General features: G+C 29.1%; 25 protein-coding genes. 12 read left to right on the forward strand and 13 right to left on the reverse strand.

The window, feature by feature from the left end; all coding sequences use genetic code 11:
- The first annotated feature begins 623 nt into the window (after window positions 1-623).
- From X924_RS08950 to X924_RS08970, 5 genes are all read left to right on the forward strand, one after another.
- Entirely contained in the window at window positions 624-1592 is a 969-nt protein-coding gene (locus tag X924_RS08950) for a DUF4899 domain-containing protein (protein WP_121958567.1), read from the forward strand.
- Window positions 1593-1874 carry a hypothetical protein gene (locus X924_RS08955; protein ID WP_121958568.1) on the forward strand — a complete coding sequence of 94 codons (282 nt, stop codon included), beginning with the start codon at window positions 1593-1595 and terminating at the stop codon, window positions 1872-1874.
- A gap of 17 nt (window positions 1875-1891) precedes the next feature.
- Window positions 1892-2791: a radical SAM protein gene (locus X924_RS08960; protein ID WP_121958569.1), complete on the forward strand. Its 900-nt coding sequence runs from the start codon at window positions 1892-1894 to the stop codon at window positions 2789-2791.
- A 75-nt stretch (window positions 2792-2866) separates the two neighbouring features.
- Window positions 2867-3766, forward strand: a complete 900-nt coding sequence (thrB, locus tag X924_RS08965) for a homoserine kinase (RefSeq protein ID WP_158245361.1) — start codon at window positions 2867-2869, stop codon at window positions 3764-3766.
- Between the two features lie 26 nt (window positions 3767-3792).
- A complete protein-coding gene (locus tag X924_RS08970; RefSeq protein ID WP_121958571.1) occupies window positions 3793-4566 on the forward strand; it encodes a carboxylesterase in 774 nt (257 codons plus the stop codon).
- A 37-nt stretch (window positions 4567-4603) separates the two neighbouring features.
- On the opposite strand, the gene aroQ is transcribed toward X924_RS08970, so the two are convergent.
- The 7 genes from aroQ to aroF all read right to left on the reverse strand — a co-directional run bounded on the left by aroQ (window position 4604) and on the right by aroF (window position 12442).
- Window positions 4604-5026, reverse strand: coding sequence for a type II 3-dehydroquinate dehydratase (gene aroQ / locus X924_RS08975; protein ID WP_121958572.1), 423 nt, complete (start codon window positions 5024-5026; stop codon window positions 4604-4606).
- Between the two features lie 184 nt (window positions 5027-5210).
- A complete protein-coding gene (aroB, locus tag X924_RS08980) occupies window positions 5211-6704 on the reverse strand; it encodes a bifunctional shikimate kinase AroK/3-dehydroquinate synthase AroB (protein WP_121958573.1) in 1494 nt (497 codons plus the stop codon).
- Window positions 6705-7171: 467 nt separating this feature from the next.
- Window positions 7172-8305, reverse strand: coding sequence for a chorismate synthase (aroC, locus tag X924_RS08985; RefSeq protein ID WP_121958574.1), 1134 nt, complete (start codon window positions 8303-8305; stop codon window positions 7172-7174).
- Between the two features lie 50 nt (window positions 8306-8355).
- On the reverse strand, window positions 8356-9135 hold the full coding sequence (locus tag X924_RS08990; RefSeq protein ID WP_121958575.1) for a shikimate dehydrogenase: 780 nt from the start codon (window positions 9133-9135) through the stop codon (window positions 8356-8358).
- 35 nt (window positions 9136-9170) lie between these two features.
- Window positions 9171-10463 carry a 3-phosphoshikimate 1-carboxyvinyltransferase gene (aroA, locus tag X924_RS08995; RefSeq protein WP_121958576.1) on the reverse strand — a complete coding sequence of 431 codons (1293 nt, stop codon included), beginning with the start codon at window positions 10461-10463 and terminating at the stop codon, window positions 9171-9173.
- 17 nt (window positions 10464-10480) lie between these two features.
- Window positions 10481-11326 (reverse strand): prephenate dehydrogenase/arogenate dehydrogenase family protein, encoded by an 846-nt coding sequence (locus X924_RS09000; protein WP_158245362.1) that lies wholly within the window; start codon window positions 11324-11326, stop codon window positions 10481-10483.
- A gap of 96 nt (window positions 11327-11422) precedes the next feature.
- On the reverse strand, window positions 11423-12442 hold the full coding sequence (gene aroF, locus X924_RS09005) for a 3-deoxy-7-phosphoheptulonate synthase (RefSeq protein WP_121958578.1): 1020 nt from the start codon (window positions 12440-12442) through the stop codon (window positions 11423-11425).
- Window positions 12443-13145: 703 nt separating this feature from the next.
- On the opposite strand from aroF, the gene X924_RS09010 reads away from it, so the two are divergent.
- The 7 genes from X924_RS09010 (at window position 13146) to X924_RS09040 (ending at window position 18446) form a co-directional block, all read left to right on the forward strand.
- Complete coding sequence (locus X924_RS09010; protein WP_121958579.1) at window positions 13146-13817, forward strand: zinc metallopeptidase; 672 nt, start codon at window positions 13146-13148, stop codon at window positions 13815-13817.
- 411 nt (window positions 13818-14228) lie between these two features.
- On the forward strand, window positions 14229-15272 hold the full coding sequence (rlmN, locus tag X924_RS09015) for a 23S rRNA (adenine(2503)-C(2))-methyltransferase RlmN (protein ID WP_121958580.1): 1044 nt from the start codon (window positions 14229-14231) through the stop codon (window positions 15270-15272).
- Entirely contained in the window at window positions 15269-15778 is a 510-nt protein-coding gene (locus X924_RS09020) for a PASTA domain-containing protein (protein ID WP_121958581.1), read from the forward strand. The genes rlmN and X924_RS09020 overlap by 4 nt, the downstream gene beginning before the upstream one ends.
- Window positions 15778-16662 (forward strand): ribosome small subunit-dependent GTPase A, encoded by an 885-nt coding sequence (gene rsgA, locus X924_RS09025; RefSeq protein ID WP_199172692.1) that lies wholly within the window; start codon window positions 15778-15780, stop codon window positions 16660-16662. Before X924_RS09020 ends, rsgA begins: the two co-directional genes overlap by 1 nt.
- A gap of 117 nt (window positions 16663-16779) precedes the next feature.
- A complete protein-coding gene (gene rpe / locus X924_RS09030) occupies window positions 16780-17436 on the forward strand; it encodes a ribulose-phosphate 3-epimerase (RefSeq protein WP_121958583.1) in 657 nt (218 codons plus the stop codon).
- The gene (gene rdgB, locus X924_RS09035) at window positions 17429-18052 is read left to right on the forward strand and encodes an RdgB/HAM1 family non-canonical purine NTP pyrophosphatase (RefSeq protein WP_233186630.1); all 624 of its coding nucleotides are present in this window, start codon (window positions 17429-17431) and stop codon (window positions 18050-18052) included. Before rpe ends, rdgB begins: the two co-directional genes overlap by 8 nt.
- Before the next feature lie 121 nt (window positions 18053-18173).
- Window positions 18174-18446 carry an HU family DNA-binding protein gene (locus X924_RS09040; RefSeq protein ID WP_121958584.1) on the forward strand — a complete coding sequence of 91 codons (273 nt, stop codon included), beginning with the start codon at window positions 18174-18176 and terminating at the stop codon, window positions 18444-18446.
- Between the two features lie 39 nt (window positions 18447-18485).
- Here X924_RS09040 and X924_RS09045 read toward each other — a convergent pair whose 3' ends face one another.
- From X924_RS09045 to X924_RS09070, 6 genes are all read right to left on the reverse strand, one after another.
- Window positions 18486-19442, reverse strand: coding sequence for a P1 family peptidase (locus X924_RS09045; protein WP_121958585.1), 957 nt, complete (start codon window positions 19440-19442; stop codon window positions 18486-18488).
- A gap of 43 nt (window positions 19443-19485) precedes the next feature.
- On the reverse strand, window positions 19486-19980 hold the full coding sequence (locus tag X924_RS09050) for a hypothetical protein (RefSeq protein ID WP_121958586.1): 495 nt from the start codon (window positions 19978-19980) through the stop codon (window positions 19486-19488).
- Between the two features lie 3 nt (window positions 19981-19983).
- The gene (locus X924_RS09055; RefSeq protein ID WP_121958587.1) at window positions 19984-20214 is read right to left on the reverse strand and encodes a hypothetical protein; all 231 of its coding nucleotides are present in this window, start codon (window positions 20212-20214) and stop codon (window positions 19984-19986) included.
- Window positions 20144-21034: a DUF5685 family protein gene (locus tag X924_RS09060; protein WP_121958588.1), complete on the reverse strand. Its 891-nt coding sequence runs from the start codon at window positions 21032-21034 to the stop codon at window positions 20144-20146. Before X924_RS09060 ends, X924_RS09055 begins: the two co-directional genes overlap by 71 nt.
- A gap of 131 nt (window positions 21035-21165) precedes the next feature.
- The gene (locus X924_RS09065; protein ID WP_146255693.1) at window positions 21166-22377 is read right to left on the reverse strand and encodes a hypothetical protein; all 1212 of its coding nucleotides are present in this window, start codon (window positions 22375-22377) and stop codon (window positions 21166-21168) included.
- A gap of 10 nt (window positions 22378-22387) precedes the next feature.
- Window positions 22388-23494 (reverse strand): ATPase, T2SS/T4P/T4SS family, encoded by a 1107-nt coding sequence (locus X924_RS09070; RefSeq protein WP_121958590.1) that lies wholly within the window; start codon window positions 23492-23494, stop codon window positions 22388-22390.
- Window positions 23495-23498: the final 4 nt, after the last annotated feature.

Here is a 23498-nt window from a genome sequence, read left to right on the forward strand (position 1 = left end):
TGAGATTTTCGAAAAACGATGTTTTGAAAAGAGTTCATCGCACAGCCCTTTTCCCTTTTCTTCGCTACACTTAGCGAAAAAGTTAAAAATGCATTAGTAAGAATTAGATAGATACTTTAAAAATAAGAATTTTATAAAAAATAATGTTTTTTTGAATTTATAACGGGTTCAGGGCGGAGCCCTCTCCCCATTCCTTGGGTACAAGTACCGAAAAACTAAAGAAATTCATATTTTGAAGGAATTAGATAAGAATTTTAGAAATGAGAATTTTATAAAAAATAATGTTTTTTTGAATTTAAAACAGGTTCAGGGGGGAGCCCTTCCTTCTTCTTTGATATGCGTACCTAAGAACTTAAAAAATAGTTAATTTGTCAAAATTAGAATTGCATAAGCATTTTATAAATAAAGATTTTAGAAAATAAGCTTTTGAATTTAAAAAGGGTTTAGGGCGGAGCCCATTTCTCTTCTTAGTCACACGTAGCGAAAAAGTTAAAAAATGCCTATTTATTAAGAATTAGAGTTATAGAAGTGTTTTTTTAAAAAGTTAAACGTCAAAACATTAATATAATCTAAGTTTAAGAATTTCTAAAGGGATTAACAATTAATTTTAAGAGGTGTCTATTTTGGACTTTTATGCAGTTAAATTTATGGCAACTTCTAATTTAACAGGAGAAACTTATATTGGTTACCTGTTTGGGAAGAAAGCGCAAAGTCCATATTTCAATGTTTTATTACTTAATAAGAGTCAAATGAAAGAAATAGATCTTCCTGATATTTCTAAAGATTATTTAGAGTTTAAATCAGATATTGATTTGTTGTACTATCAGCTATCAAGGAAGAAAGAAAATGATTCGTTGCAGCAATTTAGAGCTTATTTTTATAGCACTCTAAGAAAGATGAATTTTGAAATTATCGGCACAAAAATCTTTTTAGCTATAGAAGAAAACGACACATATGTTTTAAAATCTATTTTAGCTGATATTTTAAAAGAATGGGCAGGAGAAACAAACATAAAGTTAATTGCTCAGAAATTTGATTATAAAGATTTAACTTGGGTATCCGCAGTAAAGGAAAAAGGTGAAAAAGGTTTTGAAGAATATTTTAATAGGCAAGATGTTAAAGATGCAATAGAAGTTTATCCTATAATAGATCCAGTAGAAGGTTATCCAATATTTAAGTTAGATATAGGAGAACCTATAATTGTTCTACTTGTTGACAACACAGAAAAAGCTAAAAAACCTAAAAGCATAATAGAAGGAAGGATTATTTCTAAAGAATTGATTCCTTCAAGTGATTATATATTTTTGAAAATCGACTTAGGAAATAATAATATAGGAAAAACTATAGTTCACAACGATTTAAAAGTTTCCATTGACCAAAGTAAATTACAATTGTTGAGACAATCGCAAGAAAAGTTAGAGGATGATGAAAACGAAAAAATTATTGGAGATATTTATGAGCAAATGAAAAATAATAAAAATAGTTATGAATACCGTAAAATAGGGTCGTTGGACTTTCTTTTAATAAGCGGTTTTTCTGTAATAGCGATTTTATTAATAATTTTAATAGCAATTATTTTAGGAGCCGTTTAATTGAAAGTTGTTTTAACCTTTGTAATTATGATTCCTTTATTGCTTTTTTCTATATTGTCATATTATTATACAGCTAAAATTTTAGAATATAGAAATATTAAAAATGCGGAAGTTAATGAAGCCTTCAATTTAATATCTGAAGTTGAAGAAATATTAGCATTACCTATAGAAGATTTTTTTAACAATATACAAATCAGTGAAACGATTAATACAACAACGAAAGAAGCAACTGTCTACATATTTAATCATGAGGGGTATGATTTTGTGTATATCGAAAAATAATTCAGAAGGTGGTTTGTTTGCAAATTTCTTATGCTACTGCTGTTGAGATGAATTTAAAAAAAGGAAAACTGGATTACCATAATTTTACTGCATACGTCTCTGTTGGGAAAAAGTGTCTTTTTAATTGTTCATTCTGTTCGAAAGCTCGAGATTCAAAAAGCGAGTTAGATTTATTATCAAGAGTTATTTGGCCAGAAGTTTCTATGGAAGAATTTAAAAGCCATTTTGTGCGAGATAAATTTAAAAGAGTTTGCATTCAAGTAATTTCTTCAATTAACTATTGGAGTGAATTATCTGAATTGTTAAATTTTACCAAAGAGCAAAAGGTCAAAACGTCTGTTTCTATAAGACCGAAAAATATCGAAGAAATAAGGATTTTATTTGATAAATACGGAGTTGATAGAGTAGGCATAGCCGTTGATGTAGCAAACGAAGAACTTTTCTCAATTATAAAAGGAGGAAGATATTCAACTTATGAGGACCTACTTATAGCCGTTTCTCAAGAGTTTCCTAATAGGATTACTACTCATTTAATCGTTGGATTAGGTGAAACAGATAAAGATATAATAAATTTTCTCTTAAAGATGAAAAAATTAAGTATAACTGTTAGTTTATTTGCGTTTACCCCTGTTAAAGGAACGAAGTTGGAAAATTTGAACACTCCGGATATTGAAAGATACAGAAAAATTCAGTATGCACGTCAAATGATATTAGAGTATGAATTAGATGGAGATTCTTTTATTTTTGATGAGAATGGTAATATTATGCATCTTCCAGATTTAGAGATAGATAAGGAAGAATCTGTTAAAACCGCCGGATGCAGTTGGTGTACGAGGCCATTCTACAATGAAAAACCTGGAAAAGAACTATACAATGTTCCACTTCCAAAAAATTTTTTAATTAAAAGTCATAGGTGATTTAAAAATGGGATTTTTCAAAAAGCAATGTTTCGAATTTATTAGTAATAAATGTTGAATCAGGAGGAAAACATATTGTTTAAAATAAAAATTCCGGCAACGACTGCAAATTTAGGATCCGGTTTTGATTGTTTTGGATTAGCAATTAAAATTTATAATACTTTCAAATTTGAAGAGACGGCTGATGGTTTTGAATGTGTTATGAACTTCAGAAATAAAAAAGAGTATATCAATATTAACGAAAATGAAAATTTAGTATATACTACAGTTAAGAAGGTTTTCGATCAATATGGTAAAAGATTACCAGGTATACACTTAGAGGAAGATATAAGCATTCCTTTTTCCAGAGGATTAGGTAGTAGTGCTTCAGCTGTTTTAGCGGGTATTTTAGCGAGTAATATTTTTTTAGGCGATATAATGAAAGAAGAAGATATATTAAATCTTGCTTTTAAAATCGAAGGGCATGGTGATAATATAGTACCCGCTTTAAAAGGTGGTTTCAATATAACTGTTTTAGAAGATAATAGAATAATTTATAAAAAATTAGAAGTAGACGAAAACTTAAAGATAGTAGTTTTGGTACCAAAGATGGAAATTAGAACAAAAGACTCTAGGAAAATACTTCCTTCAGAAGTTAAAATGGAAGATGCTGTGTTCAATATCGCTAGAGCTTCTCTATTAACTGCATGTTTTACCACAAAAGACTATAAATACTTTCCAATAGCCTTTCAAGATAAATTACACCAAAATTACAGAGCAAAGTTAATTCCGGGCTTTGATAAAGTCATAATAAACGCTTATAAAAACGGAGCTTTAGGTGTAGCTTTAAGTGGATCAGGATCTTCCATAATAGCTTTTTGTGAAAAAAATGAAAAATACGTTGGGGAAGAAATGGTAAAAACCCTTTCTTCTTACGGATTAGAAAGTGAGTATCTTATAACCTTTGCTGATAATCAGGGCACTTTAATCATCTAAAAATTTGATGAAAGGAGAATCTTTAAATGAATTTTTTTGAAAAAATCCCCAAAGAGACCAAAGTTTCTCCTATTTCTAAAGAACTATATTTAAAAGGTGATAAAGATGTAGCCGTCTTGATTTTACATGGTTATACAGGATCTCCGCACGATATGTATTATATAGGTAGAGAAATAAACAAAGCGGGTTTCACAATTTATATTCCTAGATTATCTGGGCATGGTACTAATTCGATAGATTTTTTAAACTCTTCTTGGAAAGATTGGCTCAGAAAATCTTATGAGTCATATTTAAATTTAAAATCTTATTATGAGAAAACTTATGTATTAGGTTTATCTATGGGAGGAGTGTTAGCAACTATTTTAGCTGAAAAGTTTGAAATCGAAAAGGTAGTATTGGCAGCACCTGCTTTATTAACTGTTGATTGGAGAATTAAACTAACTCCTTTTATGAAATTTTTTATTAAAAGAATTCCTAAAAAAAACGTTCAGACTTTTGATGACCATAATTTAGATTTCTTAGCGAAAAATTATTGGAATTACGATTGGCCTTCTAAAGCAGCAGACTTGTATAAATTGGAGAGGTTAGCTGTAAAAAATCTCGGTGACATAAAATCAAAGTTGTTTGTTATTCTTTCAGAAAAAGACGACGCAGTTCCCCTCAGTGTAAAAAACTTAATAGAAACCCATGTACATTCCAATTATGATTTCCTAATTTTGAAAGAAAGTGGTCATGTTGTTGTGAACGATATAGAAAAAGAAACAGTAGCCAAAGAAACTATAAATTGGCTATTGAACTAATAGTCGTATGATGACGTCTTTTTTTTCTATGCCAACTTTAAGTCCTTTTGTTTTTAATATATTCTAATGCTAAGATATATCCATCGAACCCTAATCCAGAAATAATACCGTCGCAGGAGGCTGCGGTCACAGAAGTCTCTCTAAAACTTTCTCTTGCCAATATATTTGTTAAGTGAACTTCGATTTTTGGAACTTTTGCAATTTCCAAAGCATCTCTTATGGCATAAGAATAATGAGTATAAGCTCCAGGGTTTATAATTATTGCTTGGTAGTTCAATTTTTGAATCCTATCGATTATATTTCCTTCGGAATTAGATTGAAATAGCTCTACTTCTAAATTGTTATTTTTTGCGTATTCGTTTATAGTTCTTTGTAAATCTTGGTAACTACCGCTTCCATAAATTTCCTGTGGTCTTTTTCCAAGCATGTTTAAATTTGGGCCGTTTATTATTAAAATCATATATTCCCTCCTATCGAATTTGAAATAGTAACTTTCCTTCAAGTTAGTCAAACCTAAATTTTTATTTTATAAAAATCCTTTTTCCAAAAGTAAAATCTCAAAGTCAGATTTATAGGTTACCTTTTCGCATTTTTCAATAATTATAAATGAGAGATTTTAAAAAGTTTCATTTAAATGATCGGGCTTATAGGGAATTTTTTAATACAGAATATTCAATTTCCTCTAAAGTAACGTTCCCAGGAGACTTTAAAATAGGTATTTTTATTTTTTTAGAATTTTCCGCTTTTTTATCGTTGATAAGGTAATAAAATAACTCTTCTTTATTTATTTCGATATTTCTAATGTTTTCTGAAACAAGGTATTCTAAAGTATTTTTAATTTCTTGATAACATTTCTCATCTGTTAAATTGTATTTTTTAAATAACTCTAATTCTTTAAGTAATCCCCATCCAACTGATAAACCATGTGCAATTCCAGTAGATGCTTCAAACGCATGTCCTAAGGTATGCCCCAAATTCAAAAAACTTCTTGATCCTATATCTCTAAAATCTTCTTGTACTATTCGTATTTTCTCTTCTACAGCCCATTTTATAAAATTACTTAATTTTTCAAGATTACGATTCAATAATTCATTCAAGTTTTCTTTAAAAAAACTATAAAAATCTCTACCAGCTATTAAAGCCATCTTATATCCTTCTATTAGACCTTCTCTGTAAATTTCTTCGTCTAATGATAAAAGAGAAAGAGGGTCTATTATGACTTCGTTAGGTAAGTTTATAGTTCCAACAACATTTTTGTATTTTTTAAAATCTATTCCATTCTTTCCTCCAATAGAAGCATCTATTTGTGCGAGTAATGTCGTTGGATAAAATGTAAAATTCATACCCCTTTTATAAGTTGATGCTACAAAACCTGTGAAATCAGTAATTGTACCTCCACCAATTCCGCAGAGAAAATCTTTTCTTGAAACGTTGTTTTCAAGTAGTTGTTCGTAAGCTTTTGAAACATAAGATATATCTTTTACTCTCTCCCCATTTGGGAAAATAAACTTTTTATTTGAGAAAAAATTTCCATATAAGCTGTTAACTTTTTCATTTGTAAAAATTATCCATTCTTTCGGCACTAATTTTAAAGCTCCCATTTGTATACGAACCTTTTGAAATGACGAATCTATCTCCAATTTTTCGTATATATTTAAAGTATATAAAATTTTAGCTGTAGCTTCCCACTCGTTAAGACTAGTAATATCAACAGTTTCAAAAATTTCATATAACTCTTTTCTTTGATTGTATATTTCTAAAATTTTTTCTTTATTATTTAATAAAAGAGGTCTATTTTCAACTGAAACACGATTTTTTAATTCTATAGGATCTACTTTTAAATATATTGTTTTTTGATTTTTCAGTAATTCACGATTTTTAGGGTTTAAAATTATACCTCCACCAGTAGATACAACTAAATCTTCTCTTCTTTTCAATAACGATTCAAGTATTTGATTTTCCAACTTTCTAAAATATATTTCACCTTTTTTTTCAAATATTTCTTTTATTTCCATATGGTGGGATTTCTCTATTTCTTCATCTGTATCTATATAAGGTATAGATAAGATTTTAGAAATCATTTTTGCAAGTGTTGTTTTACCTGAGCCCATCATTCCAATTAAAAATATTTTACTCAACTTTTGTCCTCCTCGTATAATGATCACTACTGTCTTAAGAAATTTCAAAACACAGATTCTATAAATATTTCAACGTTTAGTTTTTTAAAAAATACTTCCATAACTCTAATTCTTACTAAAGTACTTTTAACTTTTTCGCTAAGTGTAGCGAAGAAAAGGGGAGAGGGCTCCGCCCTGGACCCATTTTAAATTCAAAAAAACATTATTTTTATAAAATTCTTATTTCTAAAGTGCCTATCTAATTCTCACAAAATATGAATTTCTTTAACCTCTTCGCGACGTGTAACTAAGGAGAGAGGGAGGGCTCCGCCCTGGACCCGTTATAAATTCAAAAAAAATTATTTTATTGACTAATTGTAAAGACGTGCTATAAGTACCTCTGATGTTTTTTAAATAAGCTCATTATAAAAATTCAAAAATCTTTATTTCTAAAGTCTTATTATAAAAGTTAAATTATTTTTATAAAATCAACCTTCGATATTAAAATCATTAGCATACTTTTTAAAATACCTTTCTTTCATTAGATCTATATTGTCGTTTCCAAAACCATCTATTATTTCTTCCATTAATATTATAGCCAATGTACATTCTGTTATGACTGTTGCAGCAGGAATAATGACAGAATCAGACCTTATATAAGGAGCTTTTTCACTTTCTTTTGTCTTTAAATTAACTGAATCCAAAGGTTTAGCAAGTGTTGATATTGGTTTAAAATATGTCGTAACCACAATATTTTCTCCGTTTGTAATTCCACCTTCTATTCCGCCGGCATAGTTTTTAGACCGGCTAATTTTGTTGTCAATTAATATAAATGGATCTTGATATTCTGTTCCAGTTAAACTCACATCTTGATGTCCAATGAATACTCCTTTTACAGAAGGAATAGACATAAAATATTTCCCTATTTTCGAATCAACTTTGTTAAATACGTCCGTATAACTTCCAAGGCCAGGTTTTACATTTGTAGCGAAAGTCTTTATACTTCCACCTAAGGTTGTAGCTTTCATCAAAGCGTTACTTCTTATTTCTTCTATCATTTTTTTTGATTCATCTTCAAAAGGGCATTGAACTTCAGATTCATTACGCTTTTGAATGTATAAATCAAAATTGTTTTGAACTTCATCAAATAACTCATCTTTAATTTCTACCCTTCCTATAGATCTTACAAAACTAATTGTTTGAATTTCAAAATTTTCCAAAAATTGTTTAGCAATACTTCCTATAGCTGTTAATACACTTGTCCAGCGAGCGCTATTTCTTTCAGTATAAATATTTAAATCTTGCAATCTATATTTATTCCATCCGCTATAGTCTCCATGCCCAGGTCTGGGAACGTATCTTTCATCTTTTATAGGATTTTGAGCTTTATTTTGTATAGAAAGAACTAATGGTGCTCCCGTAGTTACTCCTTTCCATAATCCTGAAATAATTTGAACCTCATCTTTTTCTAATTTCATTCTATTTCCTCTTGCGTATCCTGACTGTCTTCTTTTTAAATTTTCGTTTATTTTTTCAATTTCTAAATTTAATCCTGCAGGAACTTCTTCAATAAATCCTATCATTTGACTACCATGCGAATCACCGGCTATTTTTATTTGCATCTTTTCACCTCTTAAATTGTAAAATCTAAGTAGCTAAAAAAATTCAGTTATTATTTTTGAAAATCAGAAAATACTTTCTTGAATATCTCTTCTTGGTAAATATTCCAAATTTTTAAATTTTCTAAAGCTTGATAATACCAGAATATTTTTCCATCTAAACATGTTATATTATTTTTTTTAGCTAATTGTTGTAAAGGAGTATCGTTGTACACTATATCATAGATGAAGGTTATATTTGATAAATCGCTATCGGTAAAATCAAAAGACTCTCCAAACATGCCAATTGAAGTAGAGTTTATAAGTGTTTTTACCTTTTTTATAACTATTTTTAAATTCTCAAACGGTTCTATATGTATTTCCAATTTATCGGAGAAATATTTTTTCAAGTTTTCAGCTTTTTCTTTTGTTCTATTGACTAAAATGATTTCTTTTATATCTTTTTTGAATAATGTGTAAAGAATAGCTTTGCAAGCTCCTCCAGCTCCTATAATCAACACAGGAAGTTCAATTTCAACATTTTCAAGTGAATTGTAAAAACCTTTCCAATCAGTATTATAGCCTTTATTATGATAAATGCAGTTCACCGCACCAATTTCCTTGGCGTCTTCAACAGGTTCAACAAATTTGATAACTTTTTGTTTAAAGGGAACAGTAACATTTACTCCTTCGTAACTCTCCAAATAATATTCCGCTTTATTATCAAAATCTTTTGGTTCAATTACAATATCTTCGTAAATTGCGTTTATATCTGCCTTACGGAAATATTCATTAAAAACCTTTTTAGAAAGGCTTTCTTTTTGTGGATACTGAAATAAACCATATTTTTTCATATTTTCCTCCTACTACAACTTCTTTATGCTGCTTTTTATATCAAAGAGTTCAACGTTTCAAGAAAGTTTGGATATGAAATATTCACACATTCAAAATTTTTAATTTTTATAGGATTTTCTGCGATTAGTCCTGCAATTGCAAGCGACATAGCTACTCTATGGTCGTTATAGCTTTCGCATATACAGTTTCCTTTTATTTTTTGTTTTCCGTTTATTTCAAAGCCATCTTCTTTCTCTATTATATTTATACCAATTCGCCTTAGTTCATCTGTTATCGCTTTTATTCTATCTGTTTCCTTTACTCTCAACTCTTTTGCATCTTTAACTACAGTTTTGCCTTCCGCTTGGGTAGCAGCAACTGCCAAAATGGGTATCTCATCGATTAAAGTTGGAATCATTTCTCCTTTAATTTCTACTGCCGTCAGTTTACTACTTTTAACTAATAAATCAGCTACAGGTTCATTGTTGAGAATTCTTTCATTCATTATCTCTATATTTGCCCCCATCATTTTTAGTACTTTTAATATCCCTATTCTTGTAGGATTAATACCAACATTTTTTATAAGAATAGATGAGTTCTTTGTAATTAGCGATGCAACCAAAAAGAAAGAAGCAGAAGAAATATCTCCGGGCACAAAAAGTTCTTTTCCATACAAGTTATAGGCGGGACCTTCTAAATTTACAATATTTTCTTTTTCTAAAATATTGGCTCCCAAATACCTCAGCATTCTTTCGGTGTGGTCTCTTGACTTATAAGGTTCTATGACCGTTGTGACACCGTTGGCGTATAAAGCATTTATTAATATTGCAGACTTAACTTGTGCACTTGCAACCGGAGAATGATAAGTTATGGAAGAAATATTTTTTGATCCTAATATCGTAATTGGAGCGTAGTTTCCGGATTTTCTGCCGTAGAAACGTCCTCCCATTTTGCTTAAAGGTTCTATAACTCTTTTCATAGGTCTTTTTCTAAGTGAATCGTCCCCTGTTATAACAGTATAAAAATCTTGAGCAGCCAGTACCCCCATTATTAATCTTATAGTAGTACCAGAATTTTTTGCGTTTAGTACATCTAAAGGTTCACAAAAACTATGAAGGCCTTCCCCATTTATAATTAGTTCATTTGAATCAGTTTGTCGAATGTCAACGCCCAAAGATTTTAAAATATTCAACGTTGCTAAGGTATCTTCAGAAGTTAAAAAATTATAGACTTTTGTTTGCCCATTAGCAAGGGATCCAAAAATTAAAGCTCTATGCGATATTGACTTATCTCCTGGTACCGTTATTTCACCATCAATACTTTTAAGGGGAGTAATTTCTATTTCCATTTTTACCTCCTGTTTGATTATAACTTATTTCTAAATTCTCTTACTTGTTTTAGTTCTTCAACTATTTCTTTGTACTTATTCTCATTTAAGTTATTTTTAAAGTTTTGTATTTGACTTTCAAATATTTCGACAGAATTTAAAATATTTTCTTTATTTTGTTTAAAAATATCTATCCATATAGTTGGATCGCTTTTGGCAAGTCTTGTAGTATCTTTAAAACCAGATCCCACTAATTTTAGAAAATCTTCATCTTTTTCTTTTAAAAGTGTTTTTGCAAGATAGAAAGAAACTATTTGGGGTAAATGACTTGTTACAGCAACGATTTTATCGTGTTTTTGGGCTTCCATTATTACAGGATTAGCTTCTATTTTATTTATTAGGCATCGAAACTTCTCAAATGCTTCATTAGAACATTTTTTTGTTTTCACAAGTACATATGGTTTATTTTTAAAAAGATCTTTTCTTGCAAACAAAGGTCCAGAATTTTCGGTACCCGCCATTGGGTGTCCTCCAATAAAATTTATGTTTTTATCTACGAAACTATCAAAAATTTTTACAATTTGGTACTTAGTACTTCCAACATCAGAAACAATTGTTCCTGGCTTTATAAGTTCAATTGTATTTGTTAAAATATCTTTTATACTTTCAACAGGTGTAGCAAAAATTATAATATCAGCTGTAGGAATACCATCTTGTAAATTCTCTATTTCGTCAATAGAACCTAATTTTAAAGCATCTTGAGAATTGGTTTTATTTACATCATAACCACTTATTTTTCTTATTGAATTAGTCTCTTTAAAAGCTAACGCTAAAGAGGTTCCTATCAATCCTGTCCCAATTATCATTAACTTTTCAAAATTCATAAATTTTCCCCCAGGATTGCGAATATCGTAAGTTCCCATTACGATAGCCGATTATGATTTTCAAAAAAACACATTTTTAAAGAATATATAATAAATTCATGATAAAACTTTATGCTCTATTTTTGCAAGAGTTCTTAAATTAGACATTAATTCCTTAAATTTTTCAAAGTCTAGGGATTGTTTACCATCAGATAGAGCATTTTTGGGATCAGGATGGACTTCGACGATTATTCCATCTGCCCCTACTGCTAAAGCGGCTTTTGATAATGGAATTATGTACCTCCAATCTCCCGCAGCATGGCTTGGATCTACAATTATTGGAAGATGACTATATCTTTTTATTACAGGAATAGCAGTAATATCAAGTGTGTTTCTAATTTCATCTTCAAATGTTCTAATACCTCTTTCACATAATATAACTTCATAATTTCCTTCGGACATTATATATTCAGCTGACATCAATAATTCTTTATATGTTGCAGATAAACCTCGTTTTAGTAAAACAGGTTTTTTTATCCTGCCAACCTCTTTTAATAAAGAGAAATTTTGCATGTTTCTTGCTCCAATCTGTAAAATATCTGCATATTTTGCTACTAATTCTACTTCTTTTGTGTCCATAACTTCTGTTACAATTTTAAGGCCGGTCTCTTCAGATGCTTCTTTTAAAATCTTTAATCCCTCTTCTTTTAAACCTTGAAAAGAATAGGGAGATGTTCTTGGCTTATAAGCACCACCTCTCAAAAAATGAACCCCCTCTTCTTTTAACATTTTAGCAGTTTTTATAACTTGTTCTCTATTTTCCACAGCACAAGGACCAGCAATAACAGTAAAATTTTCTCCCCCTATTTTTATTCCTTCTACATTATAAATAGAGGGATTAGGTCTAAAGGTTCTGCTCGATAATTTGAATGGTTGGGTAATTTCCACCACTTTTTGCACCCCCGGAAAGGTACCGATGTTATTTAAAATATATTCTCTGTCACCTTCACCAACGACACCTACAATTGTATGATTCTCGCCTTTATCTGGATGAGCTTTAAATCCAGCTTCTTCTACTTTCTTAATTACCCTGTGGATCTCTTCTTCTGTAGCATCTTCCTCCATTACAATAATCATAAAAGAATTCACCTCCAAAGTTGTGTATATATTAAAAAAAGGTGTCTACAATTAAGTAGACACCCATTTTGGAATCTTTGATGCTATGTTTGCGTACGCACAAACAAAGGCACCAAAATGGGTGTCTTTCTAAAATACCAATAATAAAACATATTAACTTTTTCAAAATAATTCTTGAAATTCATAACAAAACCTCTTTCTTAAATAGATTTATATATGTTTTCTTAATATTATAGTAATTCTATCAAAAAGATCAAAAATTGTCAACTATTATATTAAATTTTTATTGATGATTTGAAATACGTAAAAAGTTATAAAGTATACATAACCGTAAAATAGTTTAAATAAAACCATGTTAACATAAATATTAGCAGCTTAATATTTTTGAGGTCATAATTGGCGTTATATACTTTAAAAACTTTAAAAATGAAAATTTCTAAAAATAAGTGCTTGTATTTATAATGGTTAAACTTTGATGTCGGTGACATAAAACAGTCGCATCTACCCCTTCGTAAAAGGGAAAAGGCGAAGTTTTCTTCTTCTCTTTCGATACACGTAACAAAAAAGGTTAAAAAATTCAGAATTAGTGAAGCTTAGAAGTGGGGAAGTATTTTTAAATAAATTTAAAACTAAAATGTTGGCAAACTTAAGTTTTAGAATTTTTAAAGATAGTAAAATATAAATTTTTAGGAGGTGAATAATTATGTTTTACTCAACGTTATTGTTATTAATACCCCCTTTACTGTTGGCAATTTATGCGCAAGCGAGGGTTAGTAGTACTTTTAATAAGTACTCCAAAGTGAAGTCTTCTTTAGGAGAACCAGGGTATATGTTTGCCAGAAGGTTGCTTGATTCTATGGGACTATATGATGTTAAAATCGAAAGAGTTAGAGGAACTTTAACTGATCATTATGATCCAACGAAAAAAGTATTAAGACTTTCTGATGCGACTTATAATAGTTCTTCGATAGCAGCTTTAGGAGTAGTAGCACATGAGGCAGGCCATGCTATACAACATGCTAAAGGCTACAAACCGCTGGTTTTAAGAAACTTAGCTGTTCCCTTGGCTGGTTTTGGTTCTAATATGGCGTGGATAATTTTCTTTGTAGGATTAATTTTTTCTGCTCCTTTTCTTTTAAATGCCGGTATATTCTTGTTTCTTTTTGTAGTTTTGTTTTCTGTAATAACTTTACCGGTTGAATTTAATGCCAGCAAAAGGGCAATAAAAATTTTACCCGTAATGGGTATGTCTAAAGAAGAAGTTTCTGGTGCCCAAAAAGTTTTAAGTGCGGCGGCTTTAACTTATGTTGCAGCAGCTTTAATGTCTATAGCACAACTTCTTAGAATGCTAATTTTAGCAAGAGGAAGAAACTAATTTATTAGTTTTAAATTTAAAAATTCCTAAATTTAGAACTTTGAAAAATAATTTTTACCCCGGCATTAATTTTAGATAGCCGGGGTTTTTTAAAGAATTTAGATTTTTATTTTTATATGATTGTATAGTATAATAAATTAAGAAAATAGAATACATATTTCTTTGAAACTCAAATATATTCGAAGTCACCTCAATGATAAAAATAAATTTATGTACTTTAGAAAAGGTGAATTTTCATAAAAATAGATTTGAATGTATAAATGGGTTCAGAGCGGAGCCCTCCCCCTCTCTTTCGCTATACGTAGCGAAGAAGTTAAAGTAATAGTAGTTAACAAAAATATTAATAAAACTTAAGTTTTAGAATTTCTAAAGTGAGTAAAAATAAATGTATACGGAGGATTATTATAAAAAATGAACGTTAAAAATATTTTAGATTTTAACTATAACGACTTGAAAAAATATTTAACTGAAAACATAGGATTAGAAAAATATAGAACCGATCAGATTTGTGATTGGATATATAAAAAGAAAATATTTGATTTTCAAGAGATGACTAATTTATCTAAAACTGATAGAGATATACTCACCGAAAATTTTCAGATAAGTATACCTTATCTCATTAAAAAACAAGTTTCTAAAGTTGATGGTACTACGAAATATCTTTTTGAATTAGAAGATGGAAATACTGTAGAATCTGTTCTTATATTTTATCCAAATAGAACCATTGCTTGTATTTCTTCACAAGTTGGTTGTCCTTTGAAATGTGAATTTTGTTCTACAGGGCAAAGTGGTTTTATAAGAAATTTGAGTTCCGGGGAAATTATAGGCCAATTATTAGCAATAGAAAAAGACAAAAACTTAGAAATAAATAATGTAGTATATATGGGAATGGGAGAACCTCTTTTAAATTTTGACAATGTTATTCGAAGCATCGAAATTTTAAATGATCCTAAAATGAAAAGATTAGGGGCTAGACACATAACAATTTCTACTGCAGGAATTCCTCATAAGATTGAAGAATTAGCTGAATATAAAAAGGAAATAAGATTATCTGTTTCTTTACATGCTCCTACTAATGCCCAAAGAAACAAAATAATGCCTGTAAATCATAAATATACTATTGAACAGGTAGTTCAAGCTTGTAAAATATATCAGGAAAAAACAAATAAAAGGGTAACCTTTGAATATATTTTAATAAAAGGGTTTAATGATACGAAAGAAGATGCTTTAAAATTAGCTGATCTTATCGGAAATATGAAAGCTATGGTGAATTTGATACCCATAAATGAAAATCCAGCAGGTTTCGAAAAACCTTCGAAAAGGTTTATAGAAATATTTTTGGATACTTTAATAAAAGCTGGAATAGACGCAGTTGTCAGAGCTGAAAAAGGAAGCGATATTTTGGCAGCGTGTGGACAACTTCGCCTTAAAAAGATAGGGGTTTCATACAAATGAAATGGAAGATAAAGGTAAAGCGATTTATCAAGAGCTTGATTTTCTTTTTATTAGGAATAGTTTGTGCAGGTATTTTTTCTTTCTTTTTTATGACAGCTTTTGTTAATGTTTCTAAAATGGTTGAGGTACCGTATTTAGTAGGAGAAAATAAAAATATAGCGTTAAATTCTCTGAAAGAATTAAATTTAATTCCAAATTTAATAGGAAGTGGGGATACGGTTCTATATACAGATCCTCCTGCAGGGACTAAGGTTAAACTAGGGCATCATGTAATTGTACAGTTAAGAGATATTGACTCATTAGTAATACCAGATTTGATAGGTATACCTACTGAAGTGGCAAAACAATTTTTAGAAGAATATAATATTAGTTATGAAATAAGAAATAGGCTAACGAATAATCCTGAACAACATGGGATAATTTTAGAAATTTCTCCCTCACCTGGAAAAGAATATTTTGGTGAAAAAGTTATTCTATACAATGGAAAGTATGAAGGAGTTAAATGATGGCTTGGAAAAAGGCTATAGTAGTTAGATTTCATTCCAATATGGTTACTGTTCAGGATCTTGAGACACACCAGAGGCTTGAATGCTATTTAAGAGGGAAATTTAAAATTCAAAAAATTAGGCCAATAGTCGGAGACTATGTTGAATATTCCGTTCAAGAAAATGGAAACTATGGTACAATCGAAAATATATTGCCAAGGAAAAATCAGTTATTTAGGCCTACAGTGGCAAACATCGATCAAGTAGTTTTAGTTACTACATTAAAGGATCCTAAAGTAGATTTATTAATAGTCGATAAATTTTTGGTACAAGTGGAAAAAGAAAAATTGGAAGTAATAATTGTTTTAAACAAAATGGATTTAATAAATTCTCAAGAGGAAAAAAGTAAATTAAAAGAATTTTTAGAAATATATAAACCCTTATATCCTATCATTTGTACTTCTAAGATTACTAAAGAAAATATAGATTTGCTTAAAAGTGTTTTAAAAGGTAAAATATCTACTTTTGCAGGTTTATCTGGAGTGGGGAAGTCTTCACTGTTGAATCTTCTTGATCCACAATTAAACCTTAAAGTAGGGGAAATTTCCAAAAAGTTAAAAAGAGGGAAACATACTACTACTTATGGAGAACTTTTGTATCTAGATTTTGGAGGATTTATAGTGGATACTCCTGGCTTTGCAAATCTTGAATTGGAATCTTTCGACAAAGATGAAATAAAGTATTATTTTATAGAATTTTTAAAATATCAACCTTATTGTACTTTTACGGACTGCTCACATACTGTTGAACCTGATTGTGCGGTTAAAGCAGCGGTAGAAAAAGGGGATATTTCATTAAGTAGGTATAATAATTATTGTGTTATTTATAGAGAATTAAACCAATAGAATTTAAGAAAAAAGGATTTTCTCAAGGCAGTAACAGAATGAACTCGATTTTTTATAAATACTTTATAGGTTAGAAAAAATCAAATTAAGTGAATGTGTAGTTGGAGGTTTTCAATAATGATAAAAATTTATCCCTCTATCTTAGCTGCGAATTTTATGAATTTAGCAAAAGAAATTGACAGCGTTTCGAAAGAGGCCGATGGAATTCATTTAGATATTATGGATGGAGTTTTTGTTCCAAACTTGACTTTTGGTTTTCCTTTAATTGAATCAATAAGAAATTATACCGATACTTATTTAGATGCTCATTTGATGATGATTGACCCCGATAAATATTTAGAAAGATTTGCTAAATATGTAAGTTCCATAACTGTCCATTTTGAAGCAGTTACACATTTGCATAGAATTATAAGTAAAATAAAAGATTTAGGTTGTGATGCGGGTGTTTCTTTAAATCCGCATACACCTATATCTTTTTTAGAAGAGATTCTACCGTTTGTAGATAAAGTGCTTATCATGTCTGTAAATCCTGGTTTTACAGGGCAACAATTTTTAGATTTGACATTTGATAAAGTTAGAAAATTGCGAGATATGGCTCAAAAAAAAGGCTATAAAACGGAAATTATAGTAGATGGTGGGGTCAGTGTAAATAATATAAAAAAGTTATATGATTGTGGAGCTAACACATTTATAGTTGGTGCGAGTATATTTCATAGTTCAAATCCTTCTTTAGCAATAAAAGAATTAAAAAAGGTGGTTGAAAGTTTTGAGTAATCAGATAAAATTATATTTAGCAACTTCAAACAAAAATAAAGTAAGAGAAGTTAATGAGATTTTGGCTCAAATTGATTATATAAATAATATTCAAATTCAATATATATTTGATGAAATAGAAAATCAAGAGGTTAGAATAATAGAAAATGGGGAAAGTTTTATAGAAAATTCTGTGATCAAAGCTTGGTCTTATGGTAAAATAATAAAAAAACCAGTTTTATCTGATGACTCTGGTCTATCGATTTTATGTTTAAAAGATTTCCCAGGCATCAATTCTTCAAGATTCCTTGAAGATGAACCTTATGAAAAAAAGATGGAAAAAATTTTGGCTATGCTTGAAGGAGAAGAAGATAGGAGAGCATTTTTCGCTTGTGCTGCAACCTATTTTGATATAGAAAAAAACATATTATTAAGTTTTGAGGAAAAAATTTATGGTACAATTTCAAATGAAATAAGAGGTACTAATGGGTTTGGTTATGATCCTATTTTTATTCCTGAGGGCTTTAAAACAACATTTGGAGAACTTAAAAAAGATATTAAAAATAAAATTAGTCATCGAGCAAAAGCCTTTGAAAAACTGTTTTCATTTATAGAAAAAAACGGATTACTGCATTAAAATAGAAAAACAAGAAAAAATTTGTTAATTTGTAGATTTTTTAGGAAGTTTGTGGTATAATTGCGTTGAAGTTTGAAGAATAGTGGTTTTAGAGTTATTATCTTTGAAAGGGGGAATGTTCGTGAATAAGAAGGAGTTAGTGGATGCTTTCGCAAAAAAAGCTTCTGTAACTAAAAAAGAAGCAGAGACTTACGTTGATGCATTTGTTGAAGTTGTAAGTGAAGCTTTAAGTAAAGGGGAAGAAGTAAAGTTAGTAGGGTTTGGAACATTCAAAGTTCAAGAAAGAGCGGCAAGAAAAGGTGTAAACCCACAAACAGGGAAACCTTTAAAGATTCCTGCAAAGAAAGTTCCAAAATTCGTTCCCGGAAAAGAATTGAAAGACGCTGTAAAGTAATAAAAAAATGGGCATTAATATGCCCATTTTTTATATTTGCTAAAAATTTTCTTTTAAATCTCTATAACTTAAAATATTCTCAATTTTTTTAGAATTTTTGATTGCATTTATTATTGATTTTTCTACCACATCTGCTGCAACTTCAGCAATTATTGTAGTATCTGTTTCTATATTATCCGTAGATAAGCAAAAAACAGTATCTCCATCATACATAGAATGAACCGGTTTTATTGCTCTTGCCATACCATCATGAGCGACTTGTGCTACTTTATTTGCTTGTTCTTTTGTCAATTTCGCATTTGTTGCAACAACTGAAAGTGTAGTATTTTCACCGGGGTGAGCTCTAAAAACAAGCTTTTTCATGCTTTCATAAATGTTCATGAAGGTATAATTTTTATTTATAGCTCCAGCAATAATGTTTCCATTTTCATAAACATCTCCTGTAGCGTTTACGACAGTTAAGGCTCCAACTATTAAACCACTGTTTAGTTCTAAAGAATAACTTCCTACACCGCTTTTCATAGCATACTCTTTTCCTAAAGCTTTGCCAACTAAAGCTCCTATTCCTACTCCTATACAACCCTGCTCAACCGGCTCTTCTGTGGCATATTTTGCTGCTAAATAGCCAAACTCTGAGTTAGGCCTAATAAAAGTATTTCCAATATCAAGGTCATAAATGACAGCAGCTGAAACTATAGGGACTTTAATAGTTGTTGTTTGAAAACCTATTTTATTTTCTTCTAAATATTTCATAACCCCATCTGCAGCAGCTAAGCCAAAGGCACTGCCTCCAGTTAAAAGAACGCCGTGAATTTGCTGTACGAGGTTTCCCGGGCGCAATAAATCTGTCTCTCTTGTACCTGGAGCCGATCCCCTAACATCTACGCCACCTATTGCTCCTTTTTCAGACAGAACAACTGTGCAACCAGTTAAAGCTTTAAAATCTGTATAATGACCAACTTTTATTCCTGGGACAGCTGTAATTGTTTCATTCAATTTTATCAAACCTTCCTTAGGCATGAGTTATCAACGATTGTTTTTATTTAAAATTTAAAATATTATTTAACAAATATTTTATTTCCAACTTTAATCTTTCCAATAGATACCCATAAAAGTTACAAAACAAAATATAAATAAAAATTATAATAGTCAATATACTTTTATTTTCTATAAAATCTGGTAACAAATCTCCAAAAAAATAATACATCACAAAAAAAGAGCTAAAAGAAAAGATTGAAATAAAAAGATGTTTTAAAAAATTATTTTTAACAAATTTAAAAACAATTATCGGAATAAAAAATAACAAAAAGATTCCAATAACTTCTACAAAAAAACCGCTCAAAAAGGTTAAAAATAAAAGAACAAATGAAAAAATTATAGACTGCCATTTATCCAAAAACAAAATACCTAAAGGCATTAATAAACTAACCACTGTTGGAGCAATTCTTAGATATCTTGATATAATAAATAATAGATAAAAAAAAATAACCAAAAATGCGATTTTTATTAAAGGATTTTTTAAGTTAACATTCATAATTTAAAACCAATGACAAAGATCTCCTCCACCACATTCACACAAGGTATCCAAACAAACAGTAGCTCCCAAACACTTCAAACATTCACCACATCCGGATCCTCCGTATCTGTAGTATCCAGCTCTAAAGGTATCGATATCTTTTTTTAAATTTTCGTCGTTTTTATATTTTAAAAATAGGTTTTTGAAATCCCCATTTTTTATATAACTTTGTAACATTATTTGGTTTGCCATGTTTCTTTCCTCCATATAAAATATTAGTTATTTCATTTCTATGATAGATTAATGAAAAAGTAGCTAATTTTTTACTGAAGTGGATATTAAATTCTGTTATATTTTGAAGGTTTTCCATAAATTCTTTTGCACAGATATCATAAGTAAAAAGTAATCTTTCTTTTTGGTCTTCTGTCAAAAATTTTATTTCACTTATTCCAAAAGAACTATTTAATGCATTAAATTTATGTCTTTTTATATCTTTTTTAAAGTCGTATATACTATCTAATAAATAAACTAAGTTCGCTGTTACTATAGGCATTGTTTCGGGATATCCATCGGCAAAAAAATTTTTAAAAATTAAATTCATTACTTCTTGTGATGGTTTAGCGTACTCATCTAAGTCTAACTTTTGCTTTTCTATTTCGTCTTGTCTTTTCAATAACCTCTCATATTCTGTTAAAAATTTTTCATCAAAAAAAGTAATTAATAAATTTTTGACTTTATTAACAATCTTCAAAGGAATAGAAATACCTTCTAATTTATAATCTAAGAGTTTTCCATAAATTATTAACAAATTTAGGTAAGAATAGGGTTCTAAAAATGTTATATCAACAGGTTTGTATCTTTCCTTAAAAAAGGTGTACGGACACCTAAATGTGTTAAATTTTTGCATAGGGTTTTTTATCATAGAAAAAAATACGACTTCTCTTATTATTATTGGCCTATAAGCTTCTCCGAATTTTTGTTTTAGAATATGGCATAATCCGCAGTAATAATAAAGATAACTCTCTATTTCTTTTTTAGTCGGTTGAAAGTAAATTGATATATATCCAAACACAGTAATACCTCGTTACTTTTAGAAATTTTACTTGCTTTAGATATTCTAAAACTTAGGTTTTGTAAATATTCTAAGTTTTATAAGTTCTGATTGTACAAGCTATTAAAGTAAAAGTTATTTATGTTAATAAATTAATAAACTTGAATCTTTTTACTTTGAGAAAAAATTTTGTTTCCTATTTTAACAGAGAATTGTGCTTCATAATTACCTGCGATGTCTAACACAATATTTCTAATATCATTTATATTAAAAATTTTCGTTGTTCCTAATTCTGAAAGATAAACTCGAAAGTTGTCTGTGTTTTCATAATTAAAAATCAAGTTATTTTCAAAAAAGAGTTTGAAATTCATGCTTGAAATTAAAATTCCACGAGGTGTTCTTTTGTCATTTTTCAAATGGGCTTCAAAATATAAAGGTCCACCTCTATCTGAACTTGAAATAGAATAAACTATTAAAGATAAATTCTCACCACTTTCGTCAATTCTTTCAAATACAGGAAGTGTTAATAAATAATTCTTGTCTAAAGAATCAAATTCAAATAAAATTGAATAAATATTAGGAGAAAATAGGCTGTTAATGGTTATAGTGTATGCGAAAGATTCTAAAGAATTTAAACTTAAAGTACCGAATGAAAATTCTGAAGTAAAAACTTCATCATTTCTTGTTTTCACTGTATAGCTACCGTTTAGTTCTTTAGAGATAAGACTATCTGTTCGATTAGAAACTAATATATCAAAAACGGGAAATTCATTGCTTAAGAAAAACATTTCTTTAGGATAAATGTTTAAAACTAAGTCTTGATTATATTTAAAGCTTTTTCTAAGATTTATATTTTCATTATTTAAAATAAAAGAGCTTCTTATTTCATAATTTCCATTTTTTAATCCTTTTAACTCTTTTTCTCTTAATAAATCGAAAACCAGTATCGTTTGATAAGATTGAACCACGGTGTTTATGCTTTCAGTAAAAACAAAACTATAAACTATTTCCGAAGTATCCGTATTTAAAATTAAAAATGAAAAGTTTTCTAATGTAATATTAGCAGAAGTATTGTTTGTATTTTGCATGGTTATTTTGACATCAACAATATCTGGATAATGATATTCTTCTTCTGCTTGTAAATTTAGGTTAATTCCTTTAATAACAACATTATAAGGTAGATCAAATCTTGAAAATCTTGGCCCAAAAAAAATAAAAAACAAAGTCGCTATAGACAACAAAATAATAATATAAGAAGTCCATTTGGTTATCTTCTTTCTGGTTCCATATTTTTTTTCTTTTGTTTTTCTTTTTTTTTCGTCATATTCTTCCCATTCCTTGGGGCTTTTAGAAAAATACTGCATTTTCTCTCCTTTATTCAAAAGAAGAAAGATTTCCAAGATATTCTTCTTCATTTATTATCTTACTATTAAGAGCTTCTAAAAGCTTAAGGTTAGGATCAATATAAAATTCCGAAAACTTGTACTTTTCTTTGATATAGTTGACACTTTTATTTTGTGCTATATCTTTTTTTAAGTTTTCTGATACGATTAATCCTTCAAATACTGTAATAAAACCATCTTTACCTGTATAGAAACAGTTATCACATCCTGCACCTTTACATAGATTACAATTTTTTGATATCAATCTTTGATTAGTTAAAAAATCAAGACTATCTGAAAGATTTTTAACATCTATATCAAACATTTTAAGCCTTTGAAGTACTAAAAATACGTTTTTTGTATGTAAAGAAGAAAATACTAAATGACCAGTTACAGAAGATTCAAACAATAATTTTGCAAAATTTTTTTCTCTAACTTCTCCTACTACTATTAATTCAGGATCCTGTCTCAATATATATTTCAATATGTCTAATCTTTCATTTTCATCGTGACAAACAATTTGTATTATTTCTGGATTTATATACTCTATCGGATCTTCTATACTATGGACTTTTCTTTGACCTTTAAATTTGTTTACAATGTAATGCATAGTTGTTGTTTTTCCAGAACCAGTAGGGCCAGAAAAAATGAGTACTTTTGACTTCTCTTTCATTAAATCAACTGTTTTTTTCTCTATTTCAGAACCCAATTCAACTTCTATCTCTGATATATTTCGAAGTTTTCTTAAAACGCAACTTATACCTCTTGCGGATTTAACAAAAGAGACACGAAAATTTTCCCTTTTATAAGTAAAAGAGCCGTCTATATTTTCAAAATCTTTTATTATATCAAAGCCACAATTAATAAGTAATTTGTTGAGTAAGATTTCGTATTCATAAAAATCAATAGGATTCAAATTTATTAAACTACCACAATATCTTATTTTTACCAATACATTATCTTCAAGAGGTTCAAAATGAAAATCTGTTATATTTTTATTATTATACTTTTCAAAAAATTTACTTAAAATATCCTCTTCAACTAAAAATTCATTATTTTTTTTGTATAGATCGTACAAATTAAACTTTTTATTACTCATTGCT

The organism is Petrotoga sp. 9PWA.NaAc.5.4 (assembly GCF_002895485.1).
GTDB lineage: Bacteria > Thermotogota > Thermotogae > Petrotogales > Petrotogaceae > AZRK01.